The sequence below is a fragment of the Klebsiella michiganensis genome, from assembly GCA_000963575.1.
Classification (GTDB): domain Bacteria; phylum Pseudomonadota; class Gammaproteobacteria; order Enterobacterales; family Enterobacteriaceae; genus Cedecea; species Cedecea michiganensis_A.
The window spans coordinates 96,169-112,822 of record CP011077.1; the positions used below are offsets into that span (position 1 = coordinate 96,169).

The 16,654-nt window shown below is 54.5% G+C and carries 12 protein-coding genes; 8 read left to right on the forward strand and 4 right to left on the reverse strand.

All coding sequences use genetic code 11. The annotated features are described in order from the left end of the window. Positions 1-75: 75 nt before the first annotated feature. The gene (gene rpmE, locus VW41_00460) at positions 76-291 is read left to right on the forward strand and encodes a 50S ribosomal protein L31 (protein AJZ87625.1); all 216 of its coding nucleotides are present in this window, start codon (positions 76-78) and stop codon (positions 289-291) included. A 105-nt stretch (positions 292-396) separates the two neighbouring features. Here the strand turns inward: rpmE and VW41_00465 are convergent, their stop codons facing one another. Then, positions 397-714: a transcriptional repressor protein MetJ gene (locus VW41_00465; GenBank protein ID AJZ87626.1), complete on the reverse strand. Its 318-nt coding sequence runs from the start codon at positions 712-714 to the stop codon at positions 397-399. 276 nt (positions 715-990) lie between these two features. On the opposite strand from VW41_00465, the gene VW41_00470 reads away from it, so the two are divergent. The 3 genes from VW41_00470 to metF all read left to right on the forward strand — a co-directional run bounded on the left by VW41_00470 (position 991) and on the right by metF (position 5,705). Next, positions 991-2,151 carry a cystathionine gamma-synthase gene (locus VW41_00470; GenBank protein ID AJZ87627.1) on the forward strand — a complete coding sequence of 387 codons (1,161 nt, stop codon included), beginning with the start codon at positions 991-993 and terminating at the stop codon, positions 2,149-2,151. A 2-nt stretch (positions 2,152-2,153) separates the two neighbouring features. Then, positions 2,154-4,586 carry an aspartate kinase gene (gene metL, locus VW41_00475; GenBank protein ID AJZ87628.1) on the forward strand — a complete coding sequence of 811 codons (2,433 nt, stop codon included), beginning with the start codon at positions 2,154-2,156 and terminating at the stop codon, positions 4,584-4,586. Between the two features lie 228 nt (positions 4,587-4,814). Then, the gene (gene metF / locus VW41_00480) at positions 4,815-5,705 is read left to right on the forward strand and encodes a 5,10-methylenetetrahydrofolate reductase (protein AJZ87629.1); all 891 of its coding nucleotides are present in this window, start codon (positions 4,815-4,817) and stop codon (positions 5,703-5,705) included. Positions 5,706-5,766: 61 nt separating this feature from the next. Here metF and VW41_00485 read toward each other — a convergent pair whose 3' ends face one another. The 3 genes from VW41_00485 to VW41_00495 all read right to left on the reverse strand — a co-directional run bounded on the left by VW41_00485 (position 5,767) and on the right by VW41_00495 (position 11,872). Continuing rightward, complete coding sequence (locus VW41_00485; GenBank protein ID AJZ87630.1) at positions 5,767-7,500, reverse strand: hypothetical protein; 1,734 nt, start codon at positions 7,498-7,500, stop codon at positions 5,767-5,769. A 333-nt stretch (positions 7,501-7,833) separates the two neighbouring features. Continuing rightward, positions 7,834-10,485, reverse strand: coding sequence for a phosphoenolpyruvate carboxylase (locus tag VW41_00490; protein ID AJZ87631.1), 2,652 nt, complete (start codon positions 10,483-10,485; stop codon positions 7,834-7,836). Positions 10,486-10,720: 235 nt separating this feature from the next. After that, positions 10,721-11,872, reverse strand: a complete 1,152-nt coding sequence (locus tag VW41_00495; GenBank protein ID AJZ87632.1) for an acetylornithine deacetylase — start codon at positions 11,870-11,872, stop codon at positions 10,721-10,723. Between the two features lie 186 nt (positions 11,873-12,058). Between VW41_00495 and VW41_00500 the strand changes: the two genes are divergently transcribed. The 4 genes from VW41_00500 (at position 12,059) to VW41_00515 (ending at position 16,556) form a co-directional block, all read left to right on the forward strand. Further along, positions 12,059-13,063 carry an N-acetyl-gamma-glutamyl-phosphate reductase gene (locus VW41_00500; GenBank protein AJZ87633.1) on the forward strand — a complete coding sequence of 335 codons (1,005 nt, stop codon included), beginning with the start codon at positions 12,059-12,061 and terminating at the stop codon, positions 13,061-13,063. A gap of 19 nt (positions 13,064-13,082) precedes the next feature. Then, a complete protein-coding gene (locus VW41_00505; GenBank protein ID AJZ91806.1) occupies positions 13,083-13,856 on the forward strand; it encodes an acetylglutamate kinase in 774 nt (257 codons plus the stop codon). A gap of 30 nt (positions 13,857-13,886) precedes the next feature. Continuing rightward, positions 13,887-15,104: an argininosuccinate synthase gene (locus VW41_00510; protein AJZ87634.1), complete on the forward strand. Its 1,218-nt coding sequence runs from the start codon at positions 13,887-13,889 to the stop codon at positions 15,102-15,104. Between the two features lie 78 nt (positions 15,105-15,182). Beyond that, positions 15,183-16,556: an argininosuccinate lyase gene (locus tag VW41_00515; GenBank protein AJZ87635.1), complete on the forward strand. Its 1,374-nt coding sequence runs from the start codon at positions 15,183-15,185 to the stop codon at positions 16,554-16,556. The last annotated feature ends 98 nt before the right edge of the window (positions 16,557-16,654 follow it).

The following is a 16,654-nucleotide window of genomic DNA, read 5'->3' on the forward strand; positions in this document are numbered from 1 at the left end:
AACCTAATTTATTAACATCGCGTGGTGTCTGGCGTTAGGGCTGGAAGAGCGACGCGGCCTTTACCGAGGTTTACCATGAAAAAAGATATCCATCCTAAATACGAAGAAATTACTGCAAACTGCTCTTGCGGTAATGTTATCAAGATCCGCTCCACCGTAGGTCACGATCTGAACCTGGACGTATGTGGTCAGTGCCACCCGTTCTACACTGGTAAACAGCGTGATGTTGCTACCGGCGGCCGTGTTGATCGCTTCAACAAGCGCTTCAGCGTACCAGGCGCGAAAAAATAAGTTTCGCACTCTGGAAAGAGAAAGGCGCCTGAAGGCGCCTTTTTTGTATCTGTTATCCGGTAAAGCAATAAGAAAAGGCGCCCGGAGACGCCTTAACCACAGGTCTTAATATTCCCACGTATCCGGATCGATCCCCAGTTCACGCATGATGACCTTAGCATCTTCCGGGATTTCATCGCTGCGCTCTTTACGCAGGTCAGCATCGTTCGGCAGCGGTTGGCCGGTGAACGCGTGCAGAAAAGCTTCACACAGCAGTTCACTGTTGGTCGCATGACGCAGGTTATTCACCTGGCGACGCGTGCGCTCATCGGTGAGGATCTTCAACACTTTCAGAGGAATGGAAACCGTAATTTTCTTTACTTGTTCACTCTTCTTACCGTGCTCAGCGTAGGGGCTGATATATTCGCCGCTCCATTCAGCCATGAGATACCTTAATCCTCTTAATCTATGAAAACATGCCAAAGCCGGGTAAATCCGCGGCGTTGACGATTATCTCTTTTAGTGTACAGCGTAGGATAACCCTTTCCTGAGCGCGAAACTCAGACATATACACTCTAAAACGCATAATTTTAACGGCTATTTGCCTTTTGCTCAATCTATACGCAAAGAGGTTTAGATGTCCAGATGTATTGACGTCTATACTGCGGTTGTTTACTCTGAGGCCTGACTTTTATTCGACCAGCAAGGATCGGGCACACCATGACGCGTAAACAGGCAACCATAGCAGTTCGTAGCGGTTTGAATGATGACGAGCAGTACGGCTGCGTCGTTCCACCTATCCACCTGTCCAGCACCTATAACTTCACCGGCTTTAATGAACCGCGTGCCCATGATTATTCACGCCGGGGTAACCCAACGCGCGACGTTGTACAGCGGGCGCTGGCGGAGCTGGAAGGCGGCGCCGGGGCCGTAATGACTAATACCGGCATGTCGGCCATTCACCTGGTTACCACCGTATTCCTCAAGCCTGGCGATCTGCTGGTTGCGCCTCACGACTGTTATGGGGGCAGCTACCGTCTGTTCGATAGTCTTGCAAAACGTGGGGCTTACCGCGTTTTATTCGTCGATCAGAACGATGAAGAAGCTTTAAACTCTGCGCTGGCGGAAAAACCAAAGCTGGTGCTGGTAGAAAGTCCAAGTAATCCATTGTTGCGCGTCGTAGATATTGCGAAAATCTGTGCCGCAGCCCGTGAAGCGGGCGCGATTAGCGTGGTGGACAACACCTTCCTGAGCCCGGCACTGCAAAACCCGCTGGCGCTGGGGGCCGACCTGGTTCTGCACTCTTGCACCAAGTATCTCAACGGCCATTCGGACGTGGTTGCAGGCGTGGTGATTGCAAAAGATCCGGCCACGGTCACCGAACTGGCATGGTGGGCGAATAACATTGGTGTGACCGGCAGCGCATTTGACAGCTACCTGCTGCTGCGCGGCCTGCGTACCTTGTCGCCGCGTATGGAAGTGGCTCAGCGTAATGCTTTAGCTATTGTTGAGTTTCTCAAGCAGCAACCGCTGGTGAAAAAGCTGTATCATCCTTCACTGCCGGAAAACCAGGGCCACGAGATTGCCGCTCGTCAGCAAAAAGGGTTTGGCGCGATGCTGAGCTTTGAGCTGGACGGTGATGAGCAAACGCTGCGTCGTTTCCTGGGGGCGCTGTCGCTGTTTACCCTGGCTGAATCGCTGGGGGGAGTGGAAAGCTTGATTTCTCACGCCGCAACCATGACCCATGCGGGCATGGCACCGGAGGCGCGTGCCGCCGCCGGAATTTCTGAGACGCTGCTACGCGTTTCAACAGGTATAGAAGATAGTGAAGATTTAATTGCCGATCTGGAAAATGCCTTCCGGGTCGCTGCCGAGGGGTAAGCATGAGTGTTTCAGCACCAGCAGGGACGCCGGTTCGTCAACTGCACAAGTTTGGGGGCAGCAGTCTTGCCGATGTGAAATGTTACCTGCGCGTGGCGGGTATCATGACCGAATATTCCAGACCGGGTGACATGATGGTGGTTTCGGCCGCCGGCAGTACCACTAACCAGTTGATTAACTGGCTCAAACTGAGCCAGAGCGACAGGCTTTCCGCGCATCAGGTGCAGCAAACGCTGCGCCGTTACCAGAGCGATCTTATTAGTGGCCTACTGCCGCCGGAAGTGGCCGATGGCCTGATTGCCGGGTTTATCCACGACCTGGAGCGGCTTGCCGTTCTGCTGGACGGCAAAATGACCGATGCCGTTTATGCAGAAGTGGTTGGCCATGGGGAAGTCTGGTCTGCGCGTTTGATGGCCGCGGTGCTGAATCAGCAGGGCGTTGAAGCCGCCTGGCTGGATGCTCGTGATTTTATGCGCGCTGAGCGTGCGGCTCAGCCACAGGTTGACGAAGGCCGTTCCTGGCCGCTGTTGCAAAACTTGCTTGCTCAACATCCAAATAAACGCCTGGTCGTGACGGGTTTCATCTGTAGCAACGAAGCCGGTGAAACCGTTCTGCTGGGGCGTAACGGGTCTGACTACTCAGCGACGCAAATTGGTGCCCTGGCTGGGGTTTCTCGCGTGACTATCTGGAGCGACGTTGCCGGGGTTTACAGCGCCGATCCGCGTAAAGTGAAAGATGCCTGCCTGTTGCCTCTGCTGCGCCTGGATGAAGCCAGCGAACTGGCTCGCCTGGCAGCGCCGGTACTGCACGCTCGTACTCTACAGCCGGTGTCAGGAAGCGATATCGACCTTCAACTGCGCTGCAGCTACTCGCCAGAACAAGGTTCTACCCGTATTGAGCGCGTTCTGGCGTCCGGCACGGGCGCCCGGATTGTGACCAGTCACGACGATGTTTGCCTTATTGAGTATCAGGTACCGTCGCATCAGGATTTCAAGCTGGCGCAAAAAGAGCTGGATCTGATCCTCAAGCGTGGTCAGGTGCGTCCGCTGTCGATTGGCGTGCATCCTGACCGCAGCCTGCTGCAGCTTTGCTACACCTCTGAAGTAGCGAACAGCGTGCTGCAACTTCTTCAGGATGCCAGTTTGCAGGGTGAGCTTCGCCTGCGTGAAGGCCTGGCGCTGGTGGCAATGGTCGGGGCCGGTGTTTGCCGCAACCCACTGCATAGCCACCGTTTCTGGCAACAGCTGAAAGATCATCCCGTGGAGTTTATCTGGCAGTCGGAAGACGGGATTAGCCTGGTGGCTGTGCTGCGCGTAGGCCCAACGGAAAGCCTGATTCAGGGGTTGCACAAGTCCTTGTTTCGTGCGGAGAAGCGTATTGGCCTGATGCTGTTTGGCAAAGGCAACATCGGCTCCCGCTGGCTTGAGTTGTTTGCCCGTGAGCAGGAAATTCTCTCCGCTCGTACCGGGTTTGAATTTGTGTTGGCCGGCGTGGTGGACAGCAGCCGTAGCTTGCTCAACTACGAAGGTCTGGATGCCAGCCGGGCACTGGCTTTCTTCAATGATGAAGCTGTACAGCAGGACGAAGAGTCGCTGTTCCTGTGGATGCGGGCTCACCCGTATGATGATTTAGTGGTACTGGACGTGACCGCCAGCGAGCAGCTCGCCGATCAATACCTGGACTTCGCCAGCCACGGCTTCCATGTGATCAGCGCCAACAAGCTTGCCGGCGCGGGGAACGGCCAGAAGTATCGCCAGATTCGCGATGCGTTTGAGAAAACGGGCCGGCACTGGCTGTATAACGCCACAGTCGGCGCAGGCCTGCCGGTTAACCACACGGTTCGCGACCTGCGCGACAGCGGCGATGCCATTTTGGCTATCAGCGGTATTTTCTCGGGGACGTTGTCATGGTTATTCCTGCAGTTTGACGGCACCGTGCCGTTTACTGAACTGGTTGATCAGGCCTGGCAGCAGGGGCTGACCGAGCCGGATCCGCGCGTTGACCTGTCCGGTAAGGACGTCATGCGTAAGCTGGTGATCCTGGCTCGTGAAGCGGGTTATGACATCGAGCCGGATCAGGTTCGCGTGGAATCCCTGGTGCCCGCTGGCTGTGAAGGCGGCTCCATCGATCATTTCTTTGAAAATGGTGATGAGCTGAACGAACAAATGCTGCAACGGCTGGAGGCTGCGCAGGAAATGGGGCTGGTGCTGCGTTACGTGGCCCGGTTTGATGCGAACGGCAAGGCGCGCGTTGGCGTTGAAGCCGTGCGGGCAGAGCATCCGCTGGCCGCTCTGCTGCCGTGCGACAATGTCTTCGCCATTGAAAGCCGCTGGTACCGTGATAATCCGCTGGTGATCCGCGGGCCAGGTGCCGGCCGTGATGTTACCGCCGGGGCTATTCAGTCCGATCTGAACCGCCTGGCGCAACTGCTGTAGTTCTCTTTGCCGCACTCTCCTCCTCCCGAGGAGAGTGCGCTTCCTGTACCCCCTTTCTCTGCCTATCCTGAAAAAAATTCAACTTGAGTGAGAATTCCTCCACTTTTTGTGGTGACATTTTCATTGACGACTTTCGCCTTTTCGGTCATCTTTCTATCTGGACGTCTAAACGTCTGGATAGCAATAAACGCCACCACACGATAATGATGCGATTGACGAGGTAAGGGTATGAGCTTTTTTCACGCGAATCAGCGGGAAGCGCTGAACCAGAGTCTGGCCGAAGTGGCCGGGCATATTCATGTTTCCTTTGAGTTTTTCCCGCCGCGCAGCAGTGAAATGGAACAAACCCTTTGGAAGTCTATCGACAGGCTGAGCATCCTGAAGCCAACGTTTGTTTCCGTGACTTACGGCGCGAACTCCGGCGAGCGTGACCGTACCCACAGCATTATCAAAGGCATTAAAGAACGCACTGGTCTTGAGGCGGCCCCGCATCTGACCTGCGTCGATGCAACGCGTGATGAACTGCGCGCGATCGCGCAGGACTACTGGAACAACGGCATTCGCCATATCGTCGCGTTGCGTGGCGACCTGCCGCCTGGCAGCGGTAAGCCAGATATGTATGCTTCTGACCTGGTGGGGCTGCTGAAGGATGTCGGCGACTTCGATATTTCCGTTGCGGCCTATCCGGAAGTTCATCCCGAAGCCAAAAGTGCGCAGGCGGATTTACTCAGCCTGCGCCGTAAAATTGAAGCCGGGGCTAATCGCGCGATTACTCAATTCTTCTTCGATGTTGAAAGCTATCTTCGTTTCCGCGATCGCTGTGCGGCGACCGGTATTGATGTAGAGATAATCCCAGGCATTCTGCCGGTGTCTAACTTTAAGCAGGCGAAAAAATTTGCCGATATGACCAACGTGCGTATTCCGTCGTGGATGGCGCAAATGTTTGAAGGTTTGGACAACGACGCGGAAACTCGCCAACTGGTTGGGGCGAATATCGCGATGGATATGGTGAAGATCTTAAGTCGTGAAGGCGTGAAGGATTTTCATTTCTATACCCTTAACCGTGCGGAAATGAGCTACGCGATTTGCCACACTCTGGGTGTTCGTCCTACGTTGTAAGCCGTAGTTGAAAAAAAAGCCCCGCTCTGCTGAGCGGGGCTTTTTGTTTTGAGCAAAAGGGTTACTGATTCCCCACCTGCTTGCCGTAAGGCAGCGCGTCGTAATCCCGCAGGGCGTTCTTCTCATACGGGTTGCCAATCCAGCGTGTCGCTTCGACAAACTGTGGGCTGGCGATGGCACGCGTCGCGTCGTAGCCGTCATAGCTTAAACCGGCCAAATCAGACCAGGTATGGATCAGCTCAGAGCTGCTGTATTTACGGTTTATATCTTGCGAGAGGTCACGAGGGTGAGCCTGCTGCCAGGTCGGTGACGTCCAGACAATAAACGGTATGGTGTACATATGCCGCGTTGGGTTGCTTTCGTTACGGCCCTGGGTCTGGTACGGCGGTGTGTCGTACACCTCTTCACCATGGTCAGAGAAATAGAGCAGGAAGCCGTTAGGATCGCTGGCCTTGTAGTCCTTGATCAGCGTGGAAACCACGTGGTCGTTAAACAGGTTGGCGTTATCGTAGCTGTTGTAGGCTTCTTGCTGAGCTTTGGTTAACCCTGCAGGTAAATCATCGGTTTTACCGTCAAACTTGCCCCAGTTTTCCGGGTAGCGGAAGTCGTAGCGAATATGCGTCCCGAGCAGGTGCACGATAATAAATTTCTTCGGTGCCGGATCGGCAAGCACTTCTTTAAACGGCGCCAGGACGTTGGTGTCATACTCGCGAGCGCTCTGGGTGCGCTGCTGGTTCATGTAATATTGCTTGTCGGTCTGCTTCGAGAATACGGCCAGCATGGTGTTGCGTTCGGTCATTGTCTGCTGGTTAGTGATCCAGAAGGTTTTGTAGCCTGCCTGCTTCATCAGGTTCATCAGCGAAGGCTTAGTCAGGTAGAGGTCGGGTTCTTTCTCGTCCGCGAAAGTCAGCGCCTGCTGCAGAATTTCAATGGTGTAAGGACGTGAAGTAACGACGTTATTAAACACCGTCATTTGCGGGTCAGTTTTATGCAGCTCATCCAGTCCCGGCGTTGTCTGGCGGTGATAGCCGTAAAGGCTCATGCGGCCGCGCTGCGTTGACTCGCCAATAACCAGCACCAAAGTGCGCGGGGCGTTACCGGAGGCGTCTTTCAGGTTAGCCAACGGCGGCAGCGCGTTATTGGAGGTTAGCATGTTGTTCAGGCTGTCCAACTGCTGGCGATATTCGGTATAGGCGACGATAAACTGCCAGGGAGCCGCAGGCTCAAGGCGATAAGAAATGCTGGAGAATGACTCCGCGATGCTGCGTTTGTTGATGAGCCACTCTTTGCCCACCGGGTTAAGCACCAGGCCAAATAGAATGGCGAAGGAAACCAGCCAGCGCCACGGGTTTGGAATATAAACCGGGCGCAGACGTGTCCAAAGAAAGATAGCTACCAGCGTATAGGCAACCGCAATGAACAGCAGCTTCAGGCTGAAGTACTGACTCAGGTATTCGCTGGCTTCGTTAGCGTTTGTTTCGAACATCACGAACAGAACGCTTTGTGAGAACTCCTGCCCGTAGACAACGTAATAGCCCAGGGCGGCTATTGAGGCTGCCCAAAGGATAACGCCGATGAAGGCGGCAATAATGCGCGTGCGCTGTGGGAACAGAAATACAGGAATAAACCACAGGGAGCTAAACAGTAAGGAGTCACGAAGCCCCGTTGTACCGCTGTAGCCTGTCGCTAATATGGCAATCTGCAAAACTGAGGAAAAATACCAAAAGTAGAGTAAAACCCATCCAAGGGCTTTAATGCTGAACTTGCGTTCAGACTGTTTCAATGTGAAGTGCATACTCTTGCCTGTGCTATAAAATTATCATTAACCGTAATGAGAAAACCTTAAGTAAGCCTTAGTTATGAACGCTACGGTGGCTTGTACTCACGAAAAAAGTCACCCATAGTTGGGTGACTTTTGCGCACAATATAGGAAATGTGTCGAAATAATGACAGCGGAAATTTGTGCTTGTTCTGGTGCGATTTAAGCTAGCGATTTTTTTAAGCGTTCATTGTCTTTTTATTTAAGAAGAATAAGACGTTAAGGCGAATCGCAATAATGATGAACCTTTTAATTAGCCTGCAATAAAAAACCCCGCCGAAGCGGGGTTTTGATGGAGCTAGAAAAGAATTAACCGGTATTACGCATCCCGGCCGCAACGCCGGCGATGGTGACCATCAGGGCTTGCTCTACGCGGGCATCTGGCGCTTCACCTTTCTCTTCCGACTGACGTGAACGATGCAGCAGCTCGGCCTGCAGGACGTTCAGCGGGTCTGTATAGATGTTACGCAGAGTAATGGACTCGGCAATCCATGGTAAATCTTCCATCAGATGCGAATCGTTGGCGATATCCAGCACGACTTTGATGTCGGCTTCCAGCTGGTCACGCAGCTGTGTGCCTAGCTTCCATAGCTCAGGCTTCACCAGACGCTGATCGTAGTATTCCGCCAGCCAAAGGTCAGCTTTCGCAAACACCATCTCCAGCATGCCGAGGCGAGTAGAGAAGAACGGCCAGTCGCGGCACATTGTTTCCAGCTCGCTTTGTTTTCCTTCTTCCACGACTTTTTGCAGTGCCGCACCTGCGCCCAGCCAGGCCGGCAGCATCAGGCGGTTTTGGGTCCAGGCAAAAATCCACGGAATCGCACGTAAAGATTCTACCCCGCCGTTTGGACGACGTTTCGCCGGGCGAGAACCCAATGGCAGCTTGCCCAATTCCAGCTCCGGTGTGGCGGAACGGAAATACGGCACGAAGTCTTTGTTCTCCCGAATATAGCCGCGATACATTTCGCACGACGTCGCAGAGAGGGAGTTCATGATCTGAATCCACTCTTTCTTCGGCTCCGGCGGCGGCAACAGGTTAGCTTCAAGGATCGCGCTGGTGTAGAGCGACAGGCTGCTGATGGTGATTTCCGGCAGGCCGTATTTAAAGCGAATCATCTCGCCTTGCTCGGTTACGCGCAGGCCGCCTTTCAGGCTTCCCGGCGGCTGAGAAAGCAGGGCTGCGTGCGCTGGCGCACCGCCACGGCCGATGGAGCCGCCGCGACCGTGGAACAACGTCAGGGCGATACCGGCTTTCTCACAGGTTTTGATCAGGGCATCTTGTGCTTCGTACTGTGCCCAGGATGCGGCCATCACGCCCGCGTCCTTCGCCGAGTCAGAATAACCAATCATTACCATCTGCTTGCCCTGGATAAAGCCACGGTACCAGTCAATATTCAGCAGCTGAGTCATGACGTCGTCGGCGTTATTCAGGTCGTCCAGGGTTTCAAACAGCGGCGCCACCGGTAGGGCGAAGGTACAGCCCGCTTCTTTCAGGAGCAGGTGAACGGCCAGGACGTCGGACGGCGTTTTTGCCATCGAAATCACGTAGGCCGCGATAGACCCGCGTGGGGCTTCAGCCACCACTTTACAGGTTTCCAGGACTTCCCGGGTTTCTTCGCTGGGCTCCCATTGACGAGGCAGCAGAGGGCGCTTGGAGTTCAGTTCGCGGATCAGGAAGGCTTGTTTATCGGCCTCTGACCAGCTTTCGTAGTCGCCGATGCCAATATAGCGGGTCATTTCGCCCAACGCTTCGCTGTGGCGCGTGCTTTCCTGACGAATATCAATGCGTACCAGCGGCACACCGAAGCATTTCACGCGGCGCAGGGTATCCAGCAGCTGCCCGTTAGCGATGATGCCCATGCCGCAAGCCTGGAGGGACTGATAACAGGCGTAGAGCGGGTCCCAAAGTTGCTCGTTTTGAATGAGCAAACCTTCCGGTTTCGGCAGGCGCTGGCCTTTAAGGCGAGCTTCAAGCCAGGCCTGGGTGGCGAGCAGCTGCTGGCGCAGGCCTTTCATGATGTGGCGATAAGGTTCCTGGCCTGCATCCGGCCTCGCAAGTTCGCTAAGCTCCGCCGTGCATTCCACCATCGACAGCTCGGAAACCAGCACCGCGATATCGCGCAGGAACAGATCGGTGGCCTTCCAGCGGCTGAGGAGCAGGACGTGGCGGGTGATCTCGGAAGTCACGTTCGGGTTGCCGTCGCGGTCGCCGCCCATCCAGGAGGTAAAGCGTACCGGGACGAAGTCGACCGGCAGTTTGTAATTCAGGTTTTCTTCGAGCTGTTCGTTCAGCTCGCGCAGGTAATTTGGCACCCCTTCCCACAGACTGTTTTCTACCACCGCGAAGCCCCATTTGGCTTCGTCGACCGGAGAAGGACGGTGCTTACGAATTTCGTCGGTATGCCACGCCTGAGCAACCAACTGGCGCAGGCGGCGCATGATCTGGTTGCGTTCGTAGTCGGCGAGATCGCTGTGGTCGAGTTGCTTCAGGCAGCTGTTCACTTCAACCAGTTTGTGAATCAGGGTGCGGCGAGTGATCTCGGTCGGGTGAGCGGTGAGTACCAGCTCCAGAGAAAGAGACTCAACGGCTGCCCGAATGTCTGCTTCACTGATACCCGGCTGATTTTTTAGTTTTTGCAGCGTGTTAGCGATGACTTCCGGGTTGCTGGCCGCTTCGCCCGTCGCGGAGATGCTGTGATACTGCTCTGCGGTGTTGGCAAGATTAAGAAACTGGCTAAAAGCACGGGCGACGGGGAGCAGTTCATCATTTGAGAGGTTCTGCAGCGTGCTCAGCAGCTCCTGACGATTGGCTTCATTACCGGCGCGGGAGGACTTGGATAACTTACGGATCGTTTCTACGCGGTCGAGGATATTTTCCCCCAGCGCATCTTTGATGGTATCTCCGAGCAGTTTTCCGAGCATGCTGACATTACTTCGCAAAGCAGAATAGCGTTCGTTCATATGACTCCAGCCCAATCTATTATGTAACTTAATTTCACCCGTGAAGGTTCAACACCGCCTTTTATAAAGCCACGTCATAAACCATTCGTCAATTGCTACGAAATCGTTTCAGCAAACGAGGAAATGGCGCGAATTTATGAAATTTAATTACCAACTTCGCTCATAAGCAATTCTTATAGGAATAGTGATTATTGCAGATTAAAAAGGGGGTAAAACCCCCTTTTGCCGCGATTAATTAATGCCAACAAAAATGATGCACTACCTGAGTAATTAATTCCCGGGTTGGCTTGATAAAGCGGGTGTCGATGTATTCATCCGGCTGGTGCGCCTGGTTGATGGAGCCTGGCCCAAGAACCAACGTCGGGCACACTGTCTGGATAAACGGCGCCTCGGTGCAATAGTTCACCACTTCCGTTTGCGCCCCGAGCAGTTTCTCAACGACCTGCACGAGCTGGTGGTCCGGCGGGCATTCGTAGCCTGGAATCGGCGGATGTAGTTCAGAGACCGTCAGTCGGCCAGGCCAGCGCTGGCTTACCGGTTCTAGTGCTTCAGTCAGTAAACCGTTCAGATCGTTTAATGTCATGCCCGGCAGCGGGCGAATGTCCATGTGAAGTTCGCAACATGCACAAATGCGGTTTGCCGCGTCGCCGCCGCTAATGTGTCCGAGGTTAAGGGTTGGGTATGGCACAGTGAAGGCATCATGGTGATAGCGATCTTTCAGGGTATTGCGCAGCGCGAGGATGTGGCCGATGGCATCATGCATCAGTTCAATCGCGTTGACACCGCGCGCGGGATCGCTCGAGTGGCCGGACTGCCCAAGAATACGAATGGCGTTCGACAAGTGGCCTTTGTGCGCGCGTACCGGCTGTAAAGATGTCGGTTCGCCGATGATTGCGCAGTCCGGGCGCAGCGAGGTTGTTTCAGAGAAATAGCGTGCACCTGCCATGGTGGTCTCTTCATCGGCGGTAGCCAGGATGTAGAGCGGCTTTTTCAGGGTTGTCACATCTACGTCGCGCAGTGCATCCAGAATAAACGCGAAGAACCCTTTCATGTCGGCAGTACCCAGGCCGTAAAGCTTGTTGTCGTGCTCGGTCAGGGTAAACGGGTCCCGCGTCCAGCGGCCATCGTCAAACGGCACGGTATCGGTGTGCCCTGCCAGCAGCAGGCCGCCAGCGCCCTGGCCACTGCTCGCCAGCATATTGAATTTATTGCGTGTGCCTGGTACGGGCTGAATTTCGACGTTAAAACCGAGGTCACGGAACCAGCCGGCCAGTAAATTGATTAAAGACTCATTGCTTTGGTCCAGCGCGCTGTCGGTGGCGCTGATGGAAGGTGTCGCGATCAGGGCGCGGTAGATCTCGATAAAAGGCGGTAATTTCATCTTCACTGTTGACAGGCCTTAGGTTAGGATAGTATCAATATTCATGCAGTAATTGTGAATAAAAATACAATAACGTTGAGCGTAAAGGAACAGTTAAGCGTTCCGGTGAATAAAAAACCACGCTAACGGACGTGGGTGAAAGCGTCAGGCTGGCACTCTGAGCAGACCGAAAAGACAAGGTGAACGACCCAGATGTTGAATACGCTGATTGTGGGTGCAAGCGGTTATGCAGGCGCAGAGCTTGTAAGCTATTTGAATCGCCATCCTGATATGAACATAACCGCTTTGACGGTTTCAGCGCAAAGTTCAGATGCAGGAAAATTGATATCTGATTTGCATCCACAGTTAAAAGGCATCGTTGATCTGCCGCTGCAGGCGATGTCAGACATCAGCGAGTTTAGCGAAGGCGTGGATGTGGTATTCCTTGCCACCGCCCACGAAGTCAGCCACGACCTGGCCCCGCAGTTCCTGGCTGCAGGCTGCGTGGTGATCGATCTCTCCGGCGCGTTCCGTGTTAACGATCCTGCGTTCTATGAACGTTATTACGGTTTTACCCATCAGCATCCAGAGCTGCTGGAAAAAGCGGTTTACGGCCTGGCCGAATGGCAGGGCGCTGAGCTAAAAGAGAGTAATTTAATTGCCGTGCCGGGCTGCTACCCGACGGCGTCTCAGCTGGCGCTGAAGCCGCTGATCGACGCCGATCTGCTGGATTTGAACCAGTGGCCGGTGATCAACGCCACCAGTGGCGTAAGCGGTGCCGGGCGCAAGGCTGCGATTTCCAACAGCTTCTGCGAAGTCAGCCTGCAGCCTTACGGCGTGTTTAATCACCGCCATCAGCCAGAAATCGCCACCCATCTTGGCGCGCCGGTTATTTTCACCCCGCACCTCGGTAATTTCCCACGCGGCATTCTGGCGACGATTACCTGTCGCCTGAAAGCTGGCGTAACGCAGCAGCAAATCGCGGAGACGTTTACTCAGGCCTATGGCGACAAGCCGCTGGTTCGCTTGTATGAAAAAGGCGTACCGGCGCTGAAAAATGTGGTTGGCCTGCCGTTCTGCGACATCGGTTTTGCCGTGCAGGATGAGCACCTGATTGTTGTTGCCACAGAGGATAACCTGCTTAAAGGCGCCGCGGCGCAGGCAGTACAGTGTCTTAATATTCGTTTTGGCTTCGCCGAAACGCAGTCCCTTATTTAACCGTCGGTCGGGTGAAATGATGAATCCTTTAATTATCAAATTGGGCGGCGTACTGCTGGATAGCGAAGAGGCGCTGGAGCGCCTGTTTACCGCCCTGGTGAACTATCGTCAGTCACATCAGCGTCCGCTGGTGATTGTCCACGGCGGCGGTTGCCTGGTGGATGAGTTAATGAAAAAGCTGGCGTTACCGGTGGAAAAGAAAAATGGCCTGCGTGTGACGCCTGCTGACCAGATTGACATTATTACCGGTGCGCTGGCGGGCACGGCCAACAAGACTCTGCTGGCATGGGCGAAGAAGCATGGGATTAACGGGGTGGGCTTAAGCCTCGGCGACGGGGATAGCGTCACGGTGACTCAGCTTGACGAAGCGCTTGGCCACGTCGGCCTCGCTAAACCGGGTTCGCCAAAACTGATTAATACGCTGCTGGAAAACGGCTTTCTGCCGATTGTTAGCTCCATCGGCGTGACCACAGAAGGTGAACTGATGAACGTCAATGCGGACCAGGCGGCAACGGCGCTGGCCGCAACGCTTGGGGCGGATTTAATCCTGCTCTCTGATGTGAGCGGTATCCTGGACGGTAAAGGCCAGCGCATCGCTGAGATGACGGCTGCCAAAGCTGAACAGCTGATTGAGCAAGGTATTATTACCGACGGCATGATTGTGAAAGTGAACGCGGCGCTGGATGCGGCCCGTACCCTGGGGCGTCCGGTGGATATTGCCTCATGGCGCCACGCGGATCAGCTACCCTCTTTATTCAACGGTGTGGCTATCGGCACCCGGATTCTGGCATAGACAAAGAATAGTTTTAACAAGGACAAGACAATGCAAAATCACGGCATCAAAAAAATCGTTCTCGCATACTCTGGCGGCCTCGACACTTCAGCCATCATTCCATGGCTGAAAGAGAACTACGGCGGCTGCGAAGTTGTCGCCTGCGTGGTGGATATCGGTCAGGATCGTGAAGATCTTAAAGGCGTTGAGCAGAAAGCGCTGCGCTCCGGGGCTTCAGAGTGCTACGTGGTAGATGCGCGTGAAGAGTTTATCAGCGACTATGTTTACCCTGTGCTGCAGACCGGGGCGCTGTATGAAGGCAGCTATCTGCTCGGGACCTCTATGGCGCGTCCGCTGATCGCTAAGGCGCTGGTGGACGTGGCGAATAAAGTGGGTGCAGATGCGCTGTGCCACGGTGCAACCGGCAAAGGTAATGACCAGGTACGTTTTGAATCCACCTGGGCCGCGCTGGCTCCACATCTGAAGGTTGTTGCGCCGTGGCGTGAGTGGAACCTGCGTTCCCGTGAAGCGCTGCTCGACTACCTGAAAGAGCGTGATATCCCGACAACCGCAACGCTTGAAAAAATCTATAGCCGTGACGAAAACGCCTGGCACATTTCTACCGAAGGCGGCGTGCTGGAAAGCCCGTGGAATGCGCCGAACAAAGATTGCTGGGTGTGGACCGTTGACCCGCAGGAAGCGCCGGATCAGGCCGAGCAGGTGACCGTTACCGTTAAACAGGGCAAAGTTGTCGCCGTTAACGGCGAAGCGATGAGCCCGTTCAAGTGCCTGGAAACCCTGAATGCGATTGGTTCTAAGCACGGTATTGGCCGTATTGATATCGTAGAAAACCGTCTGGTGGGCATTAAGTCCCGTGGCTGCTATGAAACCCCAGGGGGCACGATTATTATGGCCGCGCTGCGTGGCGTTGAGCAGCTGGTGCTGGATCGCGATTCCTTCAAATGGCGTGAGCAGCTGGGTCTCGAAATGTCCTACGTCGTGTACGATGGCCGCTGGTTTGCACCGCTGCGTAAATCTCTGCAGGCGTCTGCCGAGTCGCTGGCGGAAGAAGTGAACGGTGAAGTTGTGCTGCAGCTGTACAAAGGCCAGGTGACGGCAATTCAGAAAAAATCACCAAACAGCCTCTACAGCGAAGAGTTTGCAACTTTCGGTGAAGATGAAGTTTACGATCACAGCCATGCCGGCGGCTTTATCCGTCTGTTCTCGCTCTCTTCCCGTATCCGTGCGCTGAACGAACTTAAGAAGTAATTTTTTACCCTCACGTGTTCCCAGGCTGGGAGTGCGTGAGGGGCAAACGAATATCAATATGATGAATGGAGCATGACTATGGCACTTTGGGGTGGGCGTTTTACTCAGGCAGCCGATCAACGGTTTAAGCAATTCAATGACTCTTTACGCTTTGACTATCGCCTGGCTGAGCAAGACATCGTAGGTTCTGTCGCCTGGTCCAAAGCGTTGGTCACCGTGGGCGTGCTGACTGAAGCTGAGCAACAGCAGCTTGAGCAGGCCCTGAAAGTCTTGCTGGAAGAAGTGCAGGTTAATCCGCAGGCTATCCTGGAAAGCGATGCAGAAGATATTCACAGCTGGGTGGAAGGCAAGCTTATCGATAAAGTCGGTGCGCTGGGTAAAAAACTCCACACTGGCCGTAGCCGCAACGATCAGGTCGCAACCGACCTGAAGCTGTGGTGCAAAATGCAGATCGGCGAGCTGCTGGCTGCCACTCGTCAGGTACAGCAGGCGTTAATTGAAACCGCCGAAGCCAATCAGGATGCGGTGATGCCGGGTTATACACACCTGCAGCGCGCGCAGCCGGTCACTTTTGCCCACTGGTGCCTGGCTTACGTTGAGATGCTGGCGCGTGATGAAAGCCGTTTGCAAAGTACTCTACAGCGCCTGGACGTTAGCCCGCTGGGCAGCGGCGCGCTGGCAGGTACAGCCTATGAAATTGACCGTGAACAGCTTGCTGGCTGGTTAGGTTTTGCTTCCGCGACCCGCAACAGCCTCGACAGCGTCTCTGACCGCGATCATGTGCTGGAATTGCTGTCCAACGCTTCTATTGGCATGGTTCACCTGTCCCGTTTTGCAGAAGACCTGATCTTCTTCAACACCGGGGAAGCGGGTTTTGTTGAGCTGTCCGATCGCGTGACTTCAGGCTCTTCACTGATGCCGCAGAAGAAGAACCCAGATGCGCTGGAGCTTATCCGCGGCAAGTGCGGCCGCGTCCAGGGTGCGCTGACCGGCATGATGATGACTCTGAAAGGTCTGCCGCTGGCGTATAACAAAGACATGCAGGAAGACAAAGAAGGCCTGTTCGACGCGCTTGATACCTGGCTCGATTGCTTGCATATGTCCGGGCTGGTGCTGGACGGCATTCAGGTGAAACGTCCTCGCTGCCAGGAAGCGGCTGAACAGGGCTATGCCAACGCTACCGAGCTGGCGGATTACCTGGTTGCCAAAGGCGTGCCGTTCCGTGAAGCCCACCACATTGTAGGTGAGGCTGTCGTCGAAGCGATTAAACAAGGTAAAGCGCTGGAAGCCTTAACCCTTGCCGATTTGCAGAAGTTCAGCGCGGTCATTGGTGAAGACGTTTATCCGATCCTGTCGCTGCAATCCTGTCTTGACAAACGTGCCGCTAAAGGCGGGGTTTCACCTAAGCAGGTTGCCCTGGCAATAGCCGACGCTAAACAGCGCCTGGTCTAACTCCCTCGAAATTTGAACAAAAAAAAGCGGACATACTGTCCGCTAAAAGTTCACGTTGGCTTTAATAATTCGTCAGGTTCAGAGAACAGAGAGTCTCT